At 51.5% G+C, this 18,867-nt stretch carries 15 protein-coding genes, 1 rRNA gene and 1 pseudogene; 9 read left to right on the plus strand and 8 right to left on the minus strand.

What is annotated here, in order from left to right; genetic code table 11:
- Window positions 1–79 (plus strand): 5S ribosomal RNA (gene rrf / locus AAZT04_RS25025); the annotation flags it as partial.
- 199 nt (window positions 80–278) lie between these two features.
- Here rrf and actP read toward each other — a convergent pair.
- The 3 genes from actP to acs all read right to left on the minus strand — a co-directional run bounded on the left by actP (window position 279) and on the right by acs (window position 4,290).
- Window positions 279–1,931: a cation/acetate symporter ActP gene (actP, locus tag AAZT04_RS25030; protein ID WP_434682200.1), complete on the minus strand. Its 1,653-nt coding sequence runs from the start codon at window positions 1,929–1,931 to the stop codon at window positions 279–281.
- Window positions 1,928–2,239 (minus strand): DUF485 domain-containing protein, encoded by a 312-nt coding sequence (locus tag AAZT04_RS25035; protein WP_020824859.1) that lies wholly within the window; start codon window positions 2,237–2,239, stop codon window positions 1,928–1,930. Before AAZT04_RS25035 ends, actP begins: the two co-directional genes overlap by 4 nt.
- Before the next feature lie 92 nt (window positions 2,240–2,331).
- The gene (gene acs, locus AAZT04_RS25040; RefSeq protein WP_020824860.1) at window positions 2,332–4,290 is read right to left on the minus strand and encodes an acetate--CoA ligase; all 1,959 of its coding nucleotides are present in this window, start codon (window positions 4,288–4,290) and stop codon (window positions 2,332–2,334) included.
- An 833-nt stretch (window positions 4,291–5,123) separates the two neighbouring features.
- On the opposite strand from acs, the gene gltP reads away from it, so the two are divergent.
- Window positions 5,124–6,440, plus strand: coding sequence for a glutamate/aspartate:proton symporter GltP (gltP, locus tag AAZT04_RS25045; RefSeq protein WP_041414125.1), 1,317 nt, complete (start codon window positions 5,124–5,126; stop codon window positions 6,438–6,440).
- 70 nt (window positions 6,441–6,510) lie between these two features.
- Here gltP and actS read toward each other — a convergent pair whose 3' ends face one another.
- Window positions 6,511–7,260 carry an amidase activator ActS gene (actS, locus tag AAZT04_RS25050; protein ID WP_041414127.1) on the minus strand — a complete coding sequence of 250 codons (750 nt, stop codon included), beginning with the start codon at window positions 7,258–7,260 and terminating at the stop codon, window positions 6,511–6,513.
- Between the two features lie 219 nt (window positions 7,261–7,479).
- Here actS and AAZT04_RS25055 point away from each other — a divergent pair.
- The 6 genes and pseudogenes from AAZT04_RS25055 (at window position 7,480) to AAZT04_RS25080 (ending at window position 12,437) form a co-directional block, all read left to right on the plus strand.
- A pseudogene (locus tag AAZT04_RS25055) lies at window positions 7,480–8,090 on the plus strand (DUF2238 domain-containing protein).
- Window positions 8,091–8,169: 79 nt separating this feature from the next.
- Entirely contained in the window at window positions 8,170–8,916 is a 747-nt protein-coding gene (locus AAZT04_RS25060; RefSeq protein ID WP_129941259.1) for a sulfite exporter TauE/SafE family protein, read from the plus strand.
- A 533-nt stretch (window positions 8,917–9,449) separates the two neighbouring features.
- Window positions 9,450–10,019 carry a fimbrial protein gene (locus AAZT04_RS25065; protein WP_261104404.1) on the plus strand — a complete coding sequence of 190 codons (570 nt, stop codon included), beginning with the start codon at window positions 9,450–9,452 and terminating at the stop codon, window positions 10,017–10,019.
- A gap of 11 nt (window positions 10,020–10,030) precedes the next feature.
- Window positions 10,031–10,558: a fimbrial protein gene (locus AAZT04_RS25070; protein WP_165366454.1), complete on the plus strand. Its 528-nt coding sequence runs from the start codon at window positions 10,031–10,033 to the stop codon at window positions 10,556–10,558.
- A gap of 69 nt (window positions 10,559–10,627) precedes the next feature.
- Window positions 10,628–11,644: a fimbrial protein gene (locus AAZT04_RS25075; RefSeq protein WP_261104403.1), complete on the plus strand. Its 1,017-nt coding sequence runs from the start codon at window positions 10,628–10,630 to the stop codon at window positions 11,642–11,644.
- A gap of 238 nt (window positions 11,645–11,882) precedes the next feature.
- Complete coding sequence (locus AAZT04_RS25080) at window positions 11,883–12,437, plus strand: fimbrial protein (RefSeq protein ID WP_434682240.1); 555 nt, start codon at window positions 11,883–11,885, stop codon at window positions 12,435–12,437.
- 130 nt (window positions 12,438–12,567) lie between these two features.
- Here AAZT04_RS25080 and torD read toward each other — a convergent pair whose 3' ends face one another.
- The 3 genes from torD to torC are packed head-to-tail and all read right to left on the minus strand — an operon-like array spanning window position 12,568 to window position 16,932.
- Window positions 12,568–13,209, minus strand: coding sequence for a molecular chaperone TorD (torD, locus tag AAZT04_RS25085; RefSeq protein WP_434682210.1), 642 nt, complete (start codon window positions 13,207–13,209; stop codon window positions 12,568–12,570).
- Between the two features lie 12 nt (window positions 13,210–13,221).
- Window positions 13,222–15,756 (minus strand): trimethylamine-N-oxide reductase TorA, encoded by a 2,535-nt coding sequence (gene torA, locus AAZT04_RS25090; protein WP_434682212.1) that lies wholly within the window; start codon window positions 15,754–15,756, stop codon window positions 13,222–13,224.
- A gap of 12 nt (window positions 15,757–15,768) precedes the next feature.
- A complete protein-coding gene (gene torC, locus AAZT04_RS25095) occupies window positions 15,769–16,932 on the minus strand; it encodes a pentaheme c-type cytochrome TorC (protein WP_020824872.1) in 1,164 nt (387 codons plus the stop codon).
- Between the two features lie 134 nt (window positions 16,933–17,066).
- Here torC and torR point away from each other — a divergent pair, with 134 nt between their 5' ends.
- Window positions 17,067–17,762 (plus strand): two-component system response regulator TorR, encoded by a 696-nt coding sequence (torR, locus tag AAZT04_RS25100; RefSeq protein ID WP_041414129.1) that lies wholly within the window; start codon window positions 17,067–17,069, stop codon window positions 17,760–17,762.
- On the opposite strand, the gene torT is transcribed toward torR, so the two are convergent.
- On the minus strand, window positions 17,673–18,791 hold the full coding sequence (torT, locus tag AAZT04_RS25105) for a TMAO reductase system periplasmic protein TorT (protein ID WP_434682214.1): 1,119 nt from the start codon (window positions 18,789–18,791) through the stop codon (window positions 17,673–17,675). The genes torR and torT overlap by 90 nt on opposite strands.
- Window positions 18,792–18,867 lie beyond the last annotated feature (76 nt).

Genomic DNA, 18,867 nt, shown 5'->3' on the forward strand with positions numbered 1-18,867 from the left:
TGCCGAACTCAGAAGTGAAACGCCGTAGCGCCGATGGTAGTGTGGGGTCTCCCCATGCGAGAGTAGGACACTGCCAGGCATCAATTAAGCCAAGAGGCCATCCGCAAGGATGGCCTTTTTGCTATGTGCGAAAGAAAAAAGGCGCAGCCAGGCTGGGTCTTGTATTCCTCGTCGTCAAATCCCTTTTCCAGCAACACCGTTAATCATCTTTATCCAAGAGAAAAGGCCCCGAAGGGCCTTTGATTAGGGTGTGTTTGCTTTTTTCACTTATTATTCGTTTAGTGCGAACTGCCCTGGGAGATCCCCAGCCCAGTTTGTGAACGTACAAATTGAGAACGGAAGCGCTCACGCTCTTGTTGCCCTGCCAAAGAGCTGTCGGTAATCGAGAATAGCCAGGTGCCAACGAACGCGACAATCATCGAGAACAGCGCCGGATATTCATACGGATAGATAGGTTTCTCGTGCCCCAAAATCTGCACCCAAATCGTCGGGCCGAGGATCATCAGGATCACCGCAGTGAGCAGACCTAACCATCCGCCGATCATGGCACCACGGGTTGTCAGACGTGACCAATACATCGAAAGAATAATAATCGGGAAGTTACAGCTGGCAGCGATAGAGAAAGCCAAGCCGACCATAAAGGCGATATTCTGTTTCTCAAACAAAATCCCCAGAGCTATCGCCACGATACCCAGGATCACCACGGTAATCTTGGAGACCCGCAGTTCGTCACGCTCAGTCGCTTTGCCGTTTTTAATCACGCTGGCGTACAAATCGTGAGATACCGCTGAAGCACCCGCCAACGTCAGGCCTGCGACTACGGCCAAAATGGTGGCAAAGGCGACAGCAGAGATAAAGCCGAGGAAGAAGTTGCCGCCCACGGCGTTGGCTAAATGCACCGCTGCCATATTGGTACCGCCCAGCAGCGCCCCGGTGGCATCTTTGAACGCCGGGTTAGGGCTGACCAACAAGATGGCCCCGAAGCCGATAATAAAGGTCAGGATATAGAAGTAACCGATAAAACCGGTGGCGTAGAACACGCTCTTGCGGGCCTCTTTAGCGTCGCTCACGGTAAAGAAACGCATCAGAATATGTGGCAGACCAGCGGTACCGAACATCAGTGCCAACCCCAGGGAGAGCGCAGAAATAGGGTCGGAGACCAAACCGCCTGGGCTCATGATGGCGAGGCCTTTTGGATGCACCTTCACGGCTTCGGCAAACAGGGTGTTGAAGTCGAAATTGACCGATTTCATCACCATCAACGCCATAAAGCTGGCGCCGGCCAGTAACAGCACCGCCTTGATAATCTGCACCCAGGTGGTGGCCAACATCCCGCCGAACAAGACGTACAGCACCATCAGAATACCGACCAGAATGACCGCCACGTGGTAATTGAGGCCGAACAGCAGCTGAATCAGCTTGCCGGCACCGACCATTTGGGCTATCAGATACAGTGCGACCACCACCAGAGAGCCACAGGCGGAGAGCGTACGGATTGGCTTTTGTTTTAACCGGTAGGAAGCCACGTCGGCAAAGGTGTAACGGCCCAGGTTACGCAGGCGTTCTGCAATCAGGAACAAAATGATCGGCCAACCGATCAGGAAACCGATGGAGTAAATCAGTCCGTCATAGCCGGAGGTATACACCAGGGCAGAAATACCCAGGAAAGAGGCCGCTGACATAAAATCGCCGGCAATCGCCAGACCGTTCTGCAGACCGGTAATTTTCCCGCCGGCGGTGTAATAGTCCTGACGTGAGCGAGTGCGTTTTGAGGCCCAATAGGTGATATACAGCGTGGCGCCGACAAACAGGATGAACATGACGATGGCCTGAATGTTCAACGGTTGGCGCTTCACTTCACCGCCAATGGCATCGGCAAAGGCCAGGCCCGGTAGCATCATCAGAGCGGCGGCGGACAGTAAACGCTTCATTTCTTCACCTCACGCAGGATTTCTGCAGTCAGGCGATCGAATTCGCCGTTGGCGCGGAATACGTAGATCCCGGTGAGCACAAAAGAGATCACGATCAGGCCAACGCCTACCGGGATCCCGCGGGTAATAGTAGATCCTGCGGCGATCGGGGTGCCCAACCACTGAGGATCGAAGGCGATCAATAAAATAAAGCCAACGTAGAGCGCCAGTGTAATCAGCGACAGCAGCCAGGCAAATCGGCTGCGTTTTCGCACCAGCTCGATAAAGCGCGGGTTTTCCTCAATCCCTTGATAAATGGTGTCATTCATCAGAGTGTCTCCAGTAGGTATTGAACGAATACGCCGCGCTTGAAGCCGATCATTGGGTTATCTTCCCGCCTATCGGCCAGAGGCGGCGTAAATTATGACGGCACTTTCATTGATTGTTTTTCTTCCAACAGCTTGTCGACTACGGCCGGATCCGCCAGCGTTGAGGTATCCCCCAGGTTGCTGGTATCGCCGGCGGCAATTTTGCGCAAGATACGACGCATGATCTTGCCGGAGCGCGTTTTGGGCAGGGAATCTGTCCAGTGCAGCACGTCCGGGGTAGCGATCGGCCCTATTTCTTTACGTACCCAGTTGCGGACTTCGGTATAAAGCTCAGGCGAAGGTTCCTCGCCGTGATTGAGCGTGATATAGGCGTAAATTGCCTGGCCTTTAATGTTATGCGGAATGCCGACTACCGCCGCTTCGGCGATTTTCGGGTGAGAGACCAGGGCGGATTCGATTTCGGCGGTGCCCAGACGGTGGCCGGACACGTTCAGTACGTCGTCGACGCGGCCAGTGATCCAGTAGTATCCGTCTTCGTCACGGCGAGCGCCGTCACCGCTGAAATACATGCCTTTAAAGGTGGAGAAGTAGGTTTGCTCGAAGCGATCGTGATCGCCGAACAGGGTTCGCGCCTGGCCAGGCCAGGAGTCGGTGATCACCAGATTGCCTTCGCAGGCACCTTCTTGCGGCGTGCCGACATTATCGACCAGCGCCGGCTGTACGCCGAAGAACGGACGCGTTGCCGAGCCAGCTTTCAGCTCGGTGGCGCCTGGTAGTGGGGTGATCATAAAGCCGCCGGTTTCGGTCTGCCACCAGGTGTCTACGATGGGGCATTTGCCGTTGCCGATTTTATTGTAATACCACTCCCAGGCTTCAGGATTGATTGGCTCACCCACCGATCCCATGATACGCAGCGAGTCGCGTTTGGTGCCTTCGATCGCTTTGTCGCCTTCAGCCATCAGGGCACGAATGGCGGTGGGCGCGGTGTACAGAATATTGACCTGATGCTTGTCGATCACCTGTGACAGACGGTTAACGCCAGGGTAGTTAGGCACACCTTCAAACATCAGGGTAATGGCGCCACAGGCCAGTGGGCCGTACAGCAGATAGCTGTGGCCGGTGACCCAGCCGACGTCCGCGGTACACCAGTACACGTCGCCATCGTGGTAATCGAACACGTACTTAAAGGTCAGGGCGGCATAAACCAGGTAGCCGCCAGTGGTGTGCAGCACACCCTTGGGTTTACCGGTTGACCCTGAGGTATAAAGGATAAACAGCGGATCTTCCGCATTCATCTCTTCCGGCGGGCAGTCGGCTGAGACGCCTTCGGTCAGCTCATGCCACCACAGATCGCGGCCTTCCTGCCAATAGCCCGGTTTGCCGGTGCGCTGGAACACCACAACGTTGGCGACGCTTTTCACACCAGGATTCTTCAGCGCATCATCGACGTTTTTCTTCAAGGGTACGGCACGTCCGGCACGCAGGCCTTCGTCAGCGGTAATAACCAGTTTTGAGTTGGAATCGATAATGCGTCCGGCGACCGCTTCCGGTGAGAAACCGCCAAAGATGACCGAATGCACGGCCCCGATGCGGGCGCAGGCCAGCATGGCCACCGCGGCTTCCGGTACCATCGGCATATAGATAGCCACGACGTCGCCTTTTTTAACGCCCAGCTTTTTCAGCACGTTGGCGAACTGGCAGACATCGTGGTGCAGTTGTTTGTAGGTCACTTTTTTTGACTGGGTGGGATCGTCACCTTCCCAGATGATGGCGGTTTGGTCACCACGTTCGGCCAGGTGGCGATCGAGGCAGTTGGCCGCCAGGTTCAGGGTACCGTCTTCAAACCAGCGAATGCTGATATGGCCTGGATCAAACGAGGTGTTTTTTACCCGGCTATAAGGCTTTATCCAGTCGAGAATTTTCCCCTGCTCGCCCCAGAACGTTTCTGGGTCTTGCACAGATTGTTGATAATATTGTTGATATTGTGTCGGACTGATCAGGGCGTGTTCTGCAATTGCAGAAGGAATAGCGTGTTTATGCACTTGGCTCATAGCTTTTCTCCTTGAAGTTGTTAATGATATGTCAACTGAAGGTTAAGTATAGTTTGCTCCGATTCTTTGTTTCTTTTTTGCGCGGCAGATCACGCAACGAAGATATTGATTTGTAATAGTTCTGCCCTATTTGTGTGAGGCATCTATCTGCTTGGCAGGAAAAAACGGTCAAATACCAAGTTTTCACCAGAAAACGCTATCTAAAGAACCAAAAAGAATAACCAATCCGCACATATGTCCGCCTTTTATCACTATTAGATAATGTAAAACACGGTGGTTAAAAATCTCATTTAAATCTTTTCGGAACATCGCTGGCCTTTAATATTCTATGTCGATATTAATAGCGGAGCTGTCAGTCGACCTTACTAATAAGAGAAATACATAGGAAATATCCCAATAAATAGATGGGTTAATGCATTCATCGATGCCTTTTTATTTTCATTTCTAAAACTTTATTTTAACAAAATAAAAACATCGACATCGGACTAAATATGCAAGATTAACGAAAATAAACGCACTTTTACGCGGTTTGAAAAGCAAAGTCTCTGGCTCTTAAGTCGTGCTCAGCGCATAAAATTATGCTTTTAATAACAATAAATTATGCGTGATTAAATTAAATATTGAATTCATTGCTGATTATATTTTACACAAAGCGTAGGTAAAACAAGGCTTGCAGAGCATGCCGTTCAGATGGTACAGATTTAAATAGCGTCGCACTAAGGGCAGGTGAACGCTGCTTTGTCATCAACATAAGCCTGTATTAAATGATTAAGTATTCTTTTCGGTGTATGGCCTTAAATATGCAGAAAAGAGTCTTTGAGGACTTTTTGGGTATGAAAAGTGTAAAAATCAGTCTTGCGTGGCAGATTCTTATTGCGTTAGCGCTGGGTATTATCGTTGGAGCGGTGCTTCATAATCAGACAGAATCAAGAGAGTGGTTAGTCAGTAATATTCTTAGTCCGGCGGGAGATATATTCATTCGCCTGATTAAGATGATTGTCGTGCCGATCGTTATATCTACACTGGTTGTCGGTATCGCCGGGGTAGGGGATGCGAAGAAGTTGGGTCAGCTCGGATTGAAAACCATTATTTACTTCGAAGTGATCACCACTATCGCCATCGTGGTGGGGCTGACGCTAGCTAATGTTTTTCAACCCGGTCACGGCATCGACATGTCGACGCTGACCGCGGTAGATATCTCGCAGTATGAAAAAACCACGGAGCAAGTACAAACGGGCTCGCATAGCCTGGTTGCCACTATCCTGTCGCTGATCCCGTCGAACATCTTCGCTTCGATGGCGAAGGGCGACATGCTGCCGATTATCTTCTTCTCGGTACTCTTTGGTCTTGGCCTGTCGTCATTGCCGAAAGAAACCAAAGAGCCTTTGTTGAAGGTGTTTAAAGCCGTTTCCGAAAGCATGTTCAAAGTCACTCATATGATCATGCGCTATGCACCGATCGGGGTATTTGGTCTGATTTCAGTGACGGTCGCCAACTTCGGCTTCGCCTCGTTGTTGCCTTTGGCCAAATTGGTGGCGCTGGTTTACTTCGCGATCGCCTTTTTCGCTTTGGTGGTGCTGGGTGCCGTTGCCCGCATCTGCAATCTGCGTATCTGGACGTTGATTCGTATTTTGAAGGATGAACTGATCCTGGCCTTCTCCACAGCCAGTTCAGAAACGGTACTGCCGCGCATCATTGAAAAAATGGAAGCCTACGGCGCACCGAAGGCGATCACCAGTTTTGTGGTGCCGACGGGTTATTCTTTTAATCTGGACGGCTCGACGCTGTATCAGAGCATCGCCGCCATCTTTATTGCGCAGCTGTACGGTATTGAGCTGTCCCTGGGGCAGGAGATTGTCCTGGTGGTGACGCTGATGCTGACCTCTAAGGGCATTGCCGGCGTGCCGGGCGTTTCCTTTGTGGTGCTGTTGGCGACGCTGGGCAGCGTCGGGATCCCGTTGGAAGGTCTGGCGTTTATCGCCGGGGTTGACCGTATTCTGGATATGGCGCGTACCGCGCTGAACGTGGTGGGTAATGCGTTAGCGGTACTGGTGGTTGCGAAATGGGAGCACCAGTTCGACAGCAAAAAGGCGCGGGCTTACGAACAAGCGTTCTTGTCCGGCAAGGTAAAGCAGGTCAACGAGTCTTAACGGCTATTGCGCTTGCTTATGAAAAAACCCGCCTTGTGCGGGTTTTTTTCGTTCATTTTCCACAGAGGAATTAACAGGAAGGTGCGGAACCTTGCGGTGGCAAGAAACGCAGCGGATCCAGAGCGGTAGCGCGATAGCGTATTTGGAAGTGCAGCATGACCTTATCGGTACCTGTGCTGCCCATGGTGGCGATTTTCTGCCCGGCTTTCACTTCTTGCGCGTTGCGCACCAGCAGGGTGTTGTTATGAGCGTAGGCGCTGATGTACTCGTCATTGTGTTTGATCATAATCAGGTTGCCGTAGCCCCGCAGCTGGTTCCCCACGTACACCACTCGCCCTTTGGCTGCGGCAAATACCGGCTGCCCGCGGTTACCGGCGATATCAATGCCTTTATTGCCACCGTCGGCGGTAGAGTACTTGCTGACGATATTGCCCTGCGTTGGCCAACGCCAGCATTTGATGCTGCTGCGGATCGGTGGCGCAACGGCTGCAAGTTGGCCTGTCGATTTCGTTTTACGCGTTTTACCTTTCTGCGCCGTCGTATTATTCAACGCCAGCTTTTGGCCAATCTCGAGATTGTAAGGTTTGGGGATCTTGTTGCGTCGCGCCAGCTCGCTGACTTCGCTATTAGTGATCCAGGCAATATAGAACAAAGTATCACCGCGTTTAACGGTATAGGTGCTGCCGCTATAGCTGCCTCTGGCCAGGCTATCGTAATCGCGGTCATAGGTGTTGGACTTTTTCCCTGAACCACAGCCCATCAACCCAAGACAGACTATGCACACGGCAATCAGCCGCCATACAGCGAATGTGCTTCCCATACTCAAATGTCGTCCTTAAACGTCGTCGCTCTTATTAGTTATGCAGCCAGGCCGAGCCTGTGCGGCGGCATAGTGATCTTCATATAGTAACATCAACGGCTATGTGGTCAAAAACGCTGCTTGGCAACACCAAGGCGCGTCGCAGAACAGTGTCTGCCTTTCAGCTTTTTTTATGAGATATAATAAACCAATAATTTTCACAGCCTTGGTAACTTCGCCATGCTCATCTTCTCCGCCCGATATTTATTACCAACAGCCGCGTTATTGCTGATTTACAGCGGTGTTAACCCTTATGATCGAGTGACCTGGCTGATGGAAGTCATGCCGGTTGTGGTAGCGCTGATAGTATTGTGGCTGACCCGGCGTCGTTATCCGCTCACTCCATTGTTGTATCAGCTGATTTTTCTCCACGCGTTAATTTTGATTTTTGGTGGCATGTATAGCTATGCGCGCGTGCCTGCCGGGTTTTATGTGCAGGAATGGCTGGGGTTGGGGCGTAACCCGTACGACAAGCTCGGGCACTTTTTCCAGGGGCTGGTTCCAGCGCTGGTGGCGCGGGAAATTCTGCTGCGTGGGGGCTATGTCCAGGCCGGAAAATGTTGGGTTTCGTAGTGTGCTGCATTGCGCTGGCCATCAGTGCTGTTTATGAACTGATCGAATGGTGGGCCGCATTGGCGTTGGGACAAGGCGCCGATGAGTTTCTGGGAACACAGGGCGACCCATGGGATACCCAGTCTGACATGTTCTGTGCCCTGTTGGGGGCGGCATGTGGACTGTTGCTGTTCGGCCGTCGACAGGATCGGCAACTTGCTGGTTTAAGCGCGAAATAGCGTTCCTCCGTTTATCAACTAAAGTATTAGGTTTTAGCCTGCAGCTCGCTTCAGGGTAATGGAGTAGGCGGAAATAGATATGCAAGAAACCTTAACGCTCTCAAGCTATCTGGTACTGGCCGCCACCTTGCTGGTGGCCTATGTCATTTTCGGCATTGCCGGTTTTGGCTCGGCGTTGGTCGCCAGTCCGGTGATGGCGCTTTATATTCCGGTAGCGAAAATTGTTCCTTTGCTGGCGCTGCTGGACATGTGCGCGGCCATTGTTAACGTCAGCCGTGATGGTCGCAATGCACAATGGGCAGAATTAAAACGGCTGATCCCGTTGATGATTATCGGCAGCCTTGTGGGCGCGGCGATCCTGCTGAAAACCCGGCCGGATATTCTCTTGTTGGCGTTGGGTATTTTTGTGGTGCTCTATGCTCTCTATTCGCTCAGCGGTTTAAAACCCGATCGGCAATTTTCGCCCAAGGCTTCGGTGCCTTTTGGCCTGGTGGGCGGGATTTTCAGCGCATTATTCGGCAGCGGCGGCTTTATCTATGCCATCTATCTCAGCGGTCGTATTGAGAAGAAAGAGGCTTTCCGGATGACTCAAACCACACTTATCGGCATGAGTACGCTGACGCGGGTGGTTATTTTCACCTTTGCCGGTGTTTATCTGGACATTGATTTATTGCTACTGGCATTGGTGCTGCTGCCGGGGATGTTGGTGGGGATTACCCTGGGGCGTCATTTCACTTTGAAAATGTCACGTGAGCAATTCATGAAGCTAATCAATGTGATTTTGTTAGCCTCGGGTACCGTGCTGATGGTTAAGTACTTCAGTTGACATGCTGCCGGGGCGAGTGGCGACCGATCCCGCCTGCCATGTGGGCATTTTGCTCTGATTTTAGAGGATTAATTCAAATTTATAGGCTTTGTGTTCCAGGTTAGCGCTATCCTCGCTTAACTTAGCGTTTTCCTCTTGTTTAGGTTAACTCTGCGATGCAAGGCGTCGCAATATTAATTTATTTCTTTTATTGCAGGTTTATTCGTGTGAATTGACGCCATTATGAATAATTTTCTTTTTTCGCGGTTATCTGTGATGTAATATTTTCTGGTGATTTTGAGTAGGGGTAGGGTTTTTATTTAAGTGAATGGGTGTGTGCGACTTTTTATTTTTTTTTCGATAAATCACCTTTCTAATGATTCTTTAACAGGTGTGTTCTTTCTTTTTTCATGATTTCTCACCCTGTCTTTCGTTAAATACCTATTTAAAATATACGAAACAATTCAATTATTGAATTTATGAGGGCGATTATTTTTTTGCCCTTTATCGGGTTGCGAGCGCGATGGTTCACTGATGACTAAGGATGGAGCTTCATGAATAAACAGGCAATGTGGGAGAGGGTATGGTCGGCTGAATGCCTGTCCAAATGTACCCGAGCCTTGCACCTGACCTTGGGGGGAGCGCTGCTGGTAGCCGGCGGTCTGTTTTTCTCCCCGCCGACGTTGGCCAAAATGGATGCGACCGACGTCAAAATCAATATCACCGGAACCGTGGTCGCCAATGGCCGCTGTAATTTCGCGGGTGGCAGCCCGATAACTGTGGAATACGGCGATGTATTTATCAGCGAAATTGTCGGCGACAAATATCGCCAACCATTGAATTACAACATCTCTTGTTCCGGAGATGCCGGTGGTAAAACTATCCAATTGCAACTGGACGGCTCCGGTGCGGATTTTGACGGCACCTTGTTAAGTACCAATGCGAAAGGCTTGGGTATCAAACTGCTACGGGACAACAACCCTATGGTGCCGGGACGTTGGTATGACCTTAACCCCTCTTCACCACCAAAGCTGGAAGGGGTTCTGGTGAAGCAAAGTGGTGCCGAATTTAATAACGGCCAGGAGTTCAGTGCCTCTGCCACCCTCAAGGTAGCTTACAACTAAGGATGCCTGGGATGACAACCAAACGATTACCGATTAGCGGCAAAATGTCCGCACTTTCTATGGCGGTGGTACTCCTCTTGAACAGCGCGATTATGACCGCGGCGAAGGCGGCCCAAACAGGCGACAGTAAACGAGTGAACTTTCACGGCACATTAAAGAAGAAGCCTTGCCATATCGCCAACGATCAGAACATTGACGTGTACTTCGAAAAAGTAGGGGTCAAGCGGGTGGATGGCCAACGCTATATGCAGCCGGTGCCCTATACCCTGAGCTGCGATGAGGTTGACCCATCCTGGATGTTAATGCTGTCAGTGCGGGGGATACCCACGGGGTTTGAGGACACCGCGCTGCAGACCAATGCGAATGGGCTGGGGATCCGTATCTTACAGGACGGCAAACCGATGCAGATTAATAAACCGATTGCCATTAGCTACGGCAGCCCGCCGATGCTGCAGGCAGTACCGGTACAGCAGAGTGGGGTGAAGTTGTCGGAGCAGAATTTCAGCGCTACGGCCACCCTGATGGCGGAGTACCAGTGAAAGATGGTTTTGAAAGCATCACACTGGCTGGCAAGGGATTCTTAAAGTGTAGCAGGCAGGTAATCAATTATGATCACAGCACAGGCAGAGAAAAGCATTGTCCATGGTATGCAACCCGCTTTCCGGTGCGGGCGGAAATTATCTCCATTTGTAGGTTTTTTGGTTTGCATTTTGTGGAGTGGTAGCACGAGTGCATTTACCTGTTTTGGACCTGCTGGGCAATTAGGGTGGTCTGGTGGGGTTTCGAATATCAACGTGATAGTCGGGCCTAAACTTCATGAAGGGAAAAATACGATTGTTAATTTGGATGGGCAAGTTGCATGTCAAAATGATGTGCGCGATCCAAATTGGATCGATTATTTATGGGTAGACCCGGGCAAAGTCTCGTTAAACCCGGCCATTTTTAATGATCTAGCTGGTGGGATTACAGTATATGGTCGGGATTACGCCTTACCGACACCTGAGATAAAAATTTTTGAGCAAATAGGATGGTTAGGCGCAGGTGTAACAAGGAAAGCAGTACCTGTTTCAATGTACTTCAACTTAAAAAGCGTTGGTTCGCAGTTGTATATCAAAAAAGGTGATTATCTTGGAGAGATAGGCTTGATTCAAGGACAAAATCAAAACTCAAATAGAGTACGTTATATCTGGCGCCTTTATGCATTGAATCAGATAGAAATTAACACCTCAAGCTGCTCTGTGAGCACCGGCGATCCCATCAATATCAGCTTTGGTGAGGTGGAACGTATGGATTTGAAAGCGTCTGGGACTGGGAATAACACAATAAAGAGATCTTTCGGTATTTCATGTACCGGCTCCGTTCCCGTGAACTTTAATATACGGATGAATTCTTCTCCGGCTACGTGGAACGGCGATGCGGTTCAGACCAGCAATAGCAATGTAGGTGTAGTCGTCCTTTGGGGAACGAATGTTATGACTAATGGCAGCACCCAGAGTTTAAGAGTCAATGGCAGTGCGACTACTACACTGAGTTTTACCCCGGTACGTCCAGCAAGTATATTACCAGAAAAAATATCGACAGGTGCTTTCACTGCTTCAGCTACCTTGATTTTATCCCAACAATAATTTATATCATTGCGATATACCATCGTTTTAATTTTTAAATACCAAATAATTCCTATAAAAAAGGCCCTCAAGGGTCTTTTTTATAGGAACATCTGCCTACATATTCTTATGAATATAAAGCCCCGGCGGGCTGGCTGGTCATTGTGATTGTATGAAAAGTACGGATATCGGAAGCAATATGGTAGACGGTATCCACCCGTGGATAGAAACAGTTTCTATGGCTACTGGGACATTTCGTATGCCAGCCGTCACGGTGCCTGACCTGGGATACGGATATTGTGTGAGCGCGTGGGTCCGTCGCTCAGCAGGAACTGGAGATGCGCTCTCTTGGGGAGATAACTATTACTCTAACACTGATTACGCACTCTGTTCCGGAGATGCTCCCCCGCCTCCTAATCTTTGTTATGTTAATAGCGGAAACCCGGTTGAGGTAGCATTTGGCAATGTGGAGCGGATGGATATAGGCACTTCGCCTGGGGGCGCTTATGACAGACAAAAAGCCTTAACCGTAAATTGTATGGGGACAGGCACTCATGGCATCAACGTCAGGCTTAATATGTCGCCGACTAACTGGTCGTCGTCGCAGATTGCTACAAGCAACGGTGCTCTGGGCGTGAGTGTATCGGCAGATGGCAAGACACTGAGTAATAATGACAGTTTTAACCTGTCGGTTAACGGTAGCACCACTTCAACGCTGACATTCTCACTGCTGCGCGATCCCAACAAAACGGCGACCGAGATTGCCACCGGTGCATTTAATGCGTCAGCATCGCTGATTGTGACGGAACCTTAGAAAGATTTAGGGTGGATATGATAAGGCGCTAACTGCGCCCGATTAAGAAAAGCAGCATCTGTGAAACGTCTTTCTGGCCGATGACGGCGGTGGCGCGGTTGGCCCTCAATGATGAGGGCCGGGTCGTGATTTACTGCATAGGCGTGCTGGCATCAAGGCGCATTAGTGCGAGCAGTAAGCCGCTGAGCGCGGCATAGAAACCAAAGTTATCGTTACTGCTGCAGCGTTGAGTAAACTCCGGCAGCCAACTCATGCAATGCACTAATGCTTCGCTACGCAGCTCTAGTAGCTCCCTGCGTTCATCCCCAGCTTCTGTTAACGCGAAATTAAGGTGACTTAACAGTTCAACAACCAGAGCTAAATGGTCTTCCGGTTCGCCAAAGGAATTCGCCACCGCCATGCCCGATTGTGCCAACAGCGCTTTCATTTGCGCGCTGGGTTCCTGCTTAAAACGCGAAGGTTCCAACTGATAACAAGAGGAATAGGGTAACGCAGCGGATTTCTCCGTCATTAAGAACAGCCCGGCAAAGTCGGCGGCCAGTTCCAACCGGGCATCGGGCCGCTGCTGCAGAGTTTGGACTGCCTGTTTGAACTGGACTACCGGTGTCGTAAGCGCCGGGATGAGTTCAAGTACCGCCAACCAAGCAACCAGCTCAGGGCTGGTCAGTTCTGCAATCTGCACGTCGCTCAGCTCGCGGGCGAAACTGCCGGATAGCCAGGCATAGAGGCATGCGTAATGCGGGCTTTCCAACCCTGGAACCTGATCTTGCATAGAGCCTTCTCCTTACTGCGGCATGTTTGCTGGCGTCATCGATACATAGTCGCATCGAGCGACCATTTCGAACGGGCCATCAAACGCGGTAACGGGTTCGATTTTGCCATTAAAGCGTTCAATCTCAACGAGGGCCGTATGGGCGCTGGTCGCCTGAGCCAGTTCGGATGAGCCGATGTCCAACGTCAACACGTTTGGATTACCGTATTTGCACAGTGTGCCTGCCACGCCACCGCGTTCAGGATCGTACCAGGCACCTTCATGGATGCGGATCACGCCCGGCGAATAGCGATCTGAAACTACAGCGCCGGCTAAAACCTGGCCACGTGCGTTAAATACTCGTACAACATCGCCATTATTGATGCCGCGAGCAATAGCGTCCTGTGGGCTGATAAATACCGGCTCCTTGCCCGCGACGCTGTACTGCGCACGCAAGGTTTCAGATTCACACAGCTGTGAGTGCAGTCGGAAATCGGGATGCACCGACTGCAAATGCAGTGGATAGCTCGCTGAAAGCGGTCCGCCGTGTGAGCGTTCTGCTTTTTCAAACCACATTGGGTAACCTTTGCAGTTCTTATAATTCATATCGGCAATGCTCTTTGAGTAAATCTCGATCAGACCGCTTGGGGTACCTAAAGGCTCCAGGTCCGGATCTTGACGAAACGCCTGGTGACGCACGAACATTTCGGGATGATGGAACTCGACGTAGCCGTCACCATCCCAAAATTCATCGAATGCAGGCAAAGCCACGCCGCGTCCTTTGCCCTGGCGTGCGCCGTCCTGGTAGATACGTTTGATCCACCCCATTTCATCCAGGCCTTCGGTGAAATCACGTTCGCGATCGAACAGTTTGCAAAGTTCGCGCAGGATATCGAAGTCATTGCGTGCCTCAAACTGCGGCGGCACCAGTTGTTTCATCGCGATAATGCCGCGATTGGAGTGGTTGCCAAACTGATCGAGATCGTTGCGTTCGAATTGCGTGGTGGCTGGCAGAACGATATCGGCAAAACGACAGGTTGAGGTCCACTGATTATCAATAGAAATCACGGTCTCCAGTTTCTGCCAGCCGGCAATCATCCGGTTAACCTGCTGATGGCGATGGAACGGATTGGTGCCTGCAAACACGCACATTTTCAGCATTGGCAGCTTGACGCGTTTGCCATTCCAATCGATCTCCTTGCCCGGCTCCAGCATGGCATCGATAAAGCGCGCGATCGGAATGGTACTGCTGTAACCTTTGAAATCCCCTTTGGCATAGCGTGCCGGTGTGTTGGTGGATCCCGAGAAACCGCTCAGGATCACTCCTTTGCGGCTTGGTGTGCCTGCGCCGTTGTAGTGCCAACCAAAACCGAATCCGCCGCCAGGTAAGCCGATTTGGCCAAGCATCGCCGCCACCACTACCGTCATCCATGCCCATTGTTCACCGTGTTGCATGCGTTGCACACACCAGCCTGCAATGATTTGCGTACGGTTGGCTGCCATTTGGCGAGCCAGTGCCCGGATGATTTCGGCATCAATACCACACAGCGCCGACGCCCATTTGGCATCTTTGGGCTGGCTGTCCGTTTGGCCCAACAAGTAAGGGAGGAACTGATCGAAGCCAACGCAATAGGTTTTGAGGAAGTGGGTATCGTGCAGATTCTCGCTGTACAGCGTGTGCGCCAGCGCTAATTGCAAGGGCACATCCGTTTGCGGGTTTATTGCTATATGCTGCACATGTTCGCGACCTAAAAACTCATGGGTAGATGACACCACAGGGTCAATGCTGACGACGTTGATTTCACCTTTGGCCACCTTGGCCTTTAGTTCGGCGTAATATTCATAGACATCATGATCTGGGCACCACCAGTTGGCCTGCTGATTTTTGACCAGATCCGATCCCCAGAGCACCAGCGTTTTGCTGTTTTTCAGCACCAACGGCCAGGAGGTTTGCTGTTCATATACTTCCATTGATCCCACGACCCGCGGCAAAATCACCTGAGCGGCACCGGTTGAATAGTCACCGCCGGTACCGACAGAATCCCCGTGCAGGGCCAGCGCCCGAGCCAGCATGCCCGCGGCATTGTGGAACATGCCGGTCGATTGCCAACCGGTGCCGGATAGCAGAGCAGACGGGCCGTAGGTGTTCTGCACCCGCTCAAGCTCTTGATAGAACAGGTTCAGTGCTTCATCCCAACTTACCCGCACAAAACGGTTGTCGCCGCGCTGGGTGGTATCACTCAAATGGCGTTTGCGCAGCCAGTCAATTCGTACCATCGGGTAACGGATGCGTGCTGTGCCATGAACGTGATCGGGTAAGCCCGCAATCATTTTCGAGGGATATTTATCCATTTCAAAGGGCTTGGCGGCGATAAACCGCCCGTCCATCACGGTGGCACGGATAGCCCCCCAGTGGGAGCCGGTCAGTATGCCTTCTTGCAGGCCACCCTGGGCCAGTGCGTTTTTGGGCACTAACAACGAAGGACCAATCATGCCAATGGCCGTTAATCCGCCAAGCTGAGCCAGAAAGCGACGGCGGGACAAGCTGATATTCTGTGATGATTTCATGTGCATTCTCCCTTAGTGTTTCTGGTCTGCGCCGCCGGTATCGGAAGCATTCATCTGCAAATACTTCAGCAAGGTGCGTTCTTCGCGCTTATCAAGGCTGGTAAAGCCCACCATGCCGTTCAGCGTTCCGATCCAACCGTTGGCATCAAAGTGCGCAATGTCAGGGGCACCGTGACACTGGTTACAGGTGCCGGTGTACAGTGCGCTGGTGTAGGCCCAGATAGGCTTGATATCGTTGACCAGATCGCCTTTTTGTACCCATGCGGTAGTTTGCAATTTGCTCCACTCCGCACCGGTGGCGGCTACCGTGGTTTTTTCAAGCGTTTGGGCGTGTTTTTGCACTTCATCACGAATGGACGACACAAAAATGCGTTTGCCAGGCAGCAGCGACAGTACGCGTTGGCGCCCCTCGGTTTCTGTCCAACCCACGATTTGCACTTCGAGCCAATCGCCGTCACGTTTTAAGACCTTAACTTCTGAGGCCGGCAGCAGTGAGCCAGCCGGTTCTTTATCGCCTTTGGCCGCGTAGATAGGTTTCATGTCCAACGTATACAGCGTGTTGCCGTCGCTGTTTTCGTCGGCGCGCAGGCGCATATCTTCAAACTGTTTGCGGAAACCGCTACTCATGTCCGGCAGTTGGTGAGCAATCCCCTTGTGACAATCAACGCAAGACTGATTGTCTTTCGCTGCGATGCTCATCTGTTTGGCCGCTTCCGGGTGCTGCTTGCTGTGCTCCATGGCTTCGTAGTTATGGCAGGAACGGCAGCCGACGGAGTTGTTGTCTTTCATGCGCTTCCATTCGCGCTTGGCCAGCTCGGCACGTTTCGCTTCGAATTTTTCCGGGGTATCGATCGAATGAGCAATAAAGTTTTGATAGAGATCGTTGGCTGCTTCCAATTTGCGCCACAGCATGCCCGGAACATCCGGTGGGATATGGCAGTCACGGCATTCTGCGCGTACGCCGGACGCATTTTTAAAGTGAACGGACTGTTTATATTCTTGATATACCGGCTGCATCGCATGACAACTGACGCAAAATTCCGTATTGCTGGTCAGCTTAATGCCAGCGTGCGGCACGATGATGATGGCCAATCCGAGAATACAACCGATCCCTAACAGTGCCAGCACTGACCACTTGGCACTGGGCCGTGTCAGTTTTCGCCAAAGTTTGCTCATAAATAAACCTTCTCGTTATTATGGGTACTCCTTTAGTAGGATATTGAGTAAATATGAACGGGGTCACGGGTCTGGATGAATGGAATAAGTCAGAATATGAATGGATATGAACAGACTGGGGCGGGAGTGAAATCATGAGCCATCACATTGTTATCGTTGAGGACGATCCGGTTACGCAAGCGCGCTTACGTGATTATTTTGTTCATGAGGGCTATCAGGTTTCTGTGGCTGAAAGTGGCGCGGGGCTGAAGGAAATTATGCTGCTTCAGCCGGTGGATTTGGTGCTGCTGGATATCAACCTGCCCAATGAAAATGGTTTGTTGTTGACACGAGCCCTGCGTGAACGTTCAAACGTCGGCATTATTCTCGTTACTGGGCGTTGCGATCAGATTGATCGGATTGTAGGGCTGGAGATGGGAGCGGATGACTATGTGACCAAACCACTGGAGTTGCGTGAGCTGGTGGTGCGGGTTAAAAACCTCCTGTGGCGCATCGATCTTGCCAAAATGCCTGCCAGGCAGGGGCAGCAGGAGAACTGCTATCTGTTCGCCGGGTATTGCCTTAATCCTTCCCGGCATACGCTGGAGTGTGAGGGGGAGCAAATTCGCCTGACTCGGGCTGAATATGAAATGCTGTTGGCCTTTATCACCAACCCGGGCACGGTATTGAGCCGTGAGCGGCTGTTACGGATGTTGTCATCCCAGCGGGTGGAACAGCCGGATCTCCGTACCGTGGATGTCCTAATTCGCAGATTGAGAAACAAACTGAGTCACGAACTCTTTGTCACTCGGCACGGGGAGGGTTACTTCCTGGCGGCCGAGGTCAGCTGACGGAAACAGGTACACCGGACGAAAACCCAGGGGAGAAAGGGACAACTTTACCTTCTCTGGGGTGATATTCGCCGGCGTCAGCAGCAGGATTTGCGGGCTGATATTATTTTCCACGCTTTGTTGCTGCAAAACTCTGATGGCTTGATCGATAGCCAGCTCACCCTGAAGCACCATCTGGTCACTGACCGCCATGATTATTCTGTTTCGTTTAAGTCCCCGATACACCTGATGTGACAGATAAAAAGAGACAATCCCCAAGGGATGAGGGCGATTGCGCGCCTCCCCCATGGCCACTTGCGCGGCGATGGCGTTCCCCGCGACCAGATTGATTTCAGGGTGTTTTTCCAACATGTCCTGCAACAAATTACGTTGGATCTCTACGTCATTATCGCCATAAACCACATCGACGATCTGTATCGAACTGCCTTCAACTGCGGTGCGAAACCCGTCGATCATTTCCTGGCTACCGCCTGCATCTTTTGGCCCAGGCATTAGCAGCACATTGAGTGAAGGGTGAGGGGGATGATCGATCAGGTATCGGCCGGGTTGGTAACCCATTTGAAACCAGGGTACGCCCACCCGGGAGCGGGTAGTCGCAAAGTTCAGCTCATTCACTACGGCAATCACCGGCGTGTCGCCAACGGAAGCCGCCAGATCGGGGAATTGAGCCAGGCTGCTGCCAAGCAAAATCGCATCGGCCTGCCATTGGCGACAGAGCGTTAATTGCTCGCGCTGGGCTTCAAGCTGCGAATACCCGCCGGCTTCAAATATCTTCAGCGTCACATTGGTGCGTTGGGCTTCCTGCACCATGCCATAGTTGATGGAGAGCCAGTAAGCGTCTTTCAGACTGGGATAGAGGGCGCACAGTTTCCAACGACGTTCCGCCTGCAATACTGGCGTGGCGGCAGCTGGCTCAGATTGACGCTCGTTTAGCCAGCGCACCAGAGGGGCCGGTGAGACCGCCAATGCCGAACAGGTTATCGTGCCGCAGAAAAACGATACAAGAAAACGGAAAATCGCGTTGCGCATAATAGCCTCATAATTAATAAGCCTTTATGCTAGAGGTTTCGTCACTGATAAAACAACTTTAATTTCATCATCAGGA

This window comes from Serratia sp. Je.1.23.a, from assembly GCF_051129805.1.
GTDB lineage: Bacteria > Pseudomonadota > Gammaproteobacteria > Enterobacterales > Enterobacteriaceae > Serratia > Serratia liquefaciens.

Coding starts and splice junctions, on each gene's coding strand:
- AAZT04_RS25070 (WP_165366454.1), top strand. CDS start 10,031: ATGACAACCAAACGATTACCGATTAGCGGCAAAATGTCCGCACTTTCT.
- AAZT04_RS25060 (WP_129941259.1), top strand. CDS start 8,170: ATGCAAGAAACCTTAACGCTCTCAAGCTATCTGGTACTGGCCGCCACC.
- actS (WP_041414127.1), bottom strand. CDS start 7,260: ATGGGAAGCACATTCGCTGTATGGCGGCTGATTGCCGTGTGCATAGTC.
- gltP (WP_041414125.1), top strand. CDS start 5,124: ATGAAAAGTGTAAAAATCAGTCTTGCGTGGCAGATTCTTATTGCGTTA.
- torT (WP_434682214.1), bottom strand. CDS start 18,791: ATGCGCAACGCGATTTTCCGTTTTCTTGTATCGTTTTTCTGCGGCACG.
- AAZT04_RS25035 (WP_020824859.1), bottom strand. CDS start 2,239: ATGAATGACACCATTTATCAAGGGATTGAGGAAAACCCGCGCTTTATC.
- torD (WP_434682210.1), bottom strand. CDS start 13,209: ATGCAAGATCAGGTTCCAGGGTTGGAAAGCCCGCATTACGCATGCCTC.
- AAZT04_RS25080 (WP_434682240.1), top strand. CDS start 11,883: ATGCCAGCCGTCACGGTGCCTGACCTGGGATACGGATATTGTGTGAGC.
- torR (WP_041414129.1), top strand. CDS start 17,067: ATGAGCCATCACATTGTTATCGTTGAGGACGATCCGGTTACGCAAGCG.
- acs (WP_020824860.1), bottom strand. CDS start 4,290: ATGAGCCAAGTGCATAAACACGCTATTCCTTCTGCAATTGCAGAACAC.
- actP (WP_434682200.1), bottom strand. CDS start 1,931: ATGAAGCGTTTACTGTCCGCCGCCGCTCTGATGATGCTACCGGGCCTG.
- AAZT04_RS25075 (WP_261104403.1), top strand. CDS start 10,628: ATGATCACAGCACAGGCAGAGAAAAGCATTGTCCATGGTATGCAACCC.
- torA (WP_434682212.1), bottom strand. CDS start 15,756: ATGAAATCATCACAGAATATCAGCTTGTCCCGCCGTCGCTTTCTGGCT.
- torC (WP_020824872.1), bottom strand. CDS start 16,932: ATGAGCAAACTTTGGCGAAAACTGACACGGCCCAGTGCCAAGTGGTCA.
- AAZT04_RS25065 (WP_261104404.1), top strand. CDS start 9,450: ATGAATAAACAGGCAATGTGGGAGAGGGTATGGTCGGCTGAATGCCTG.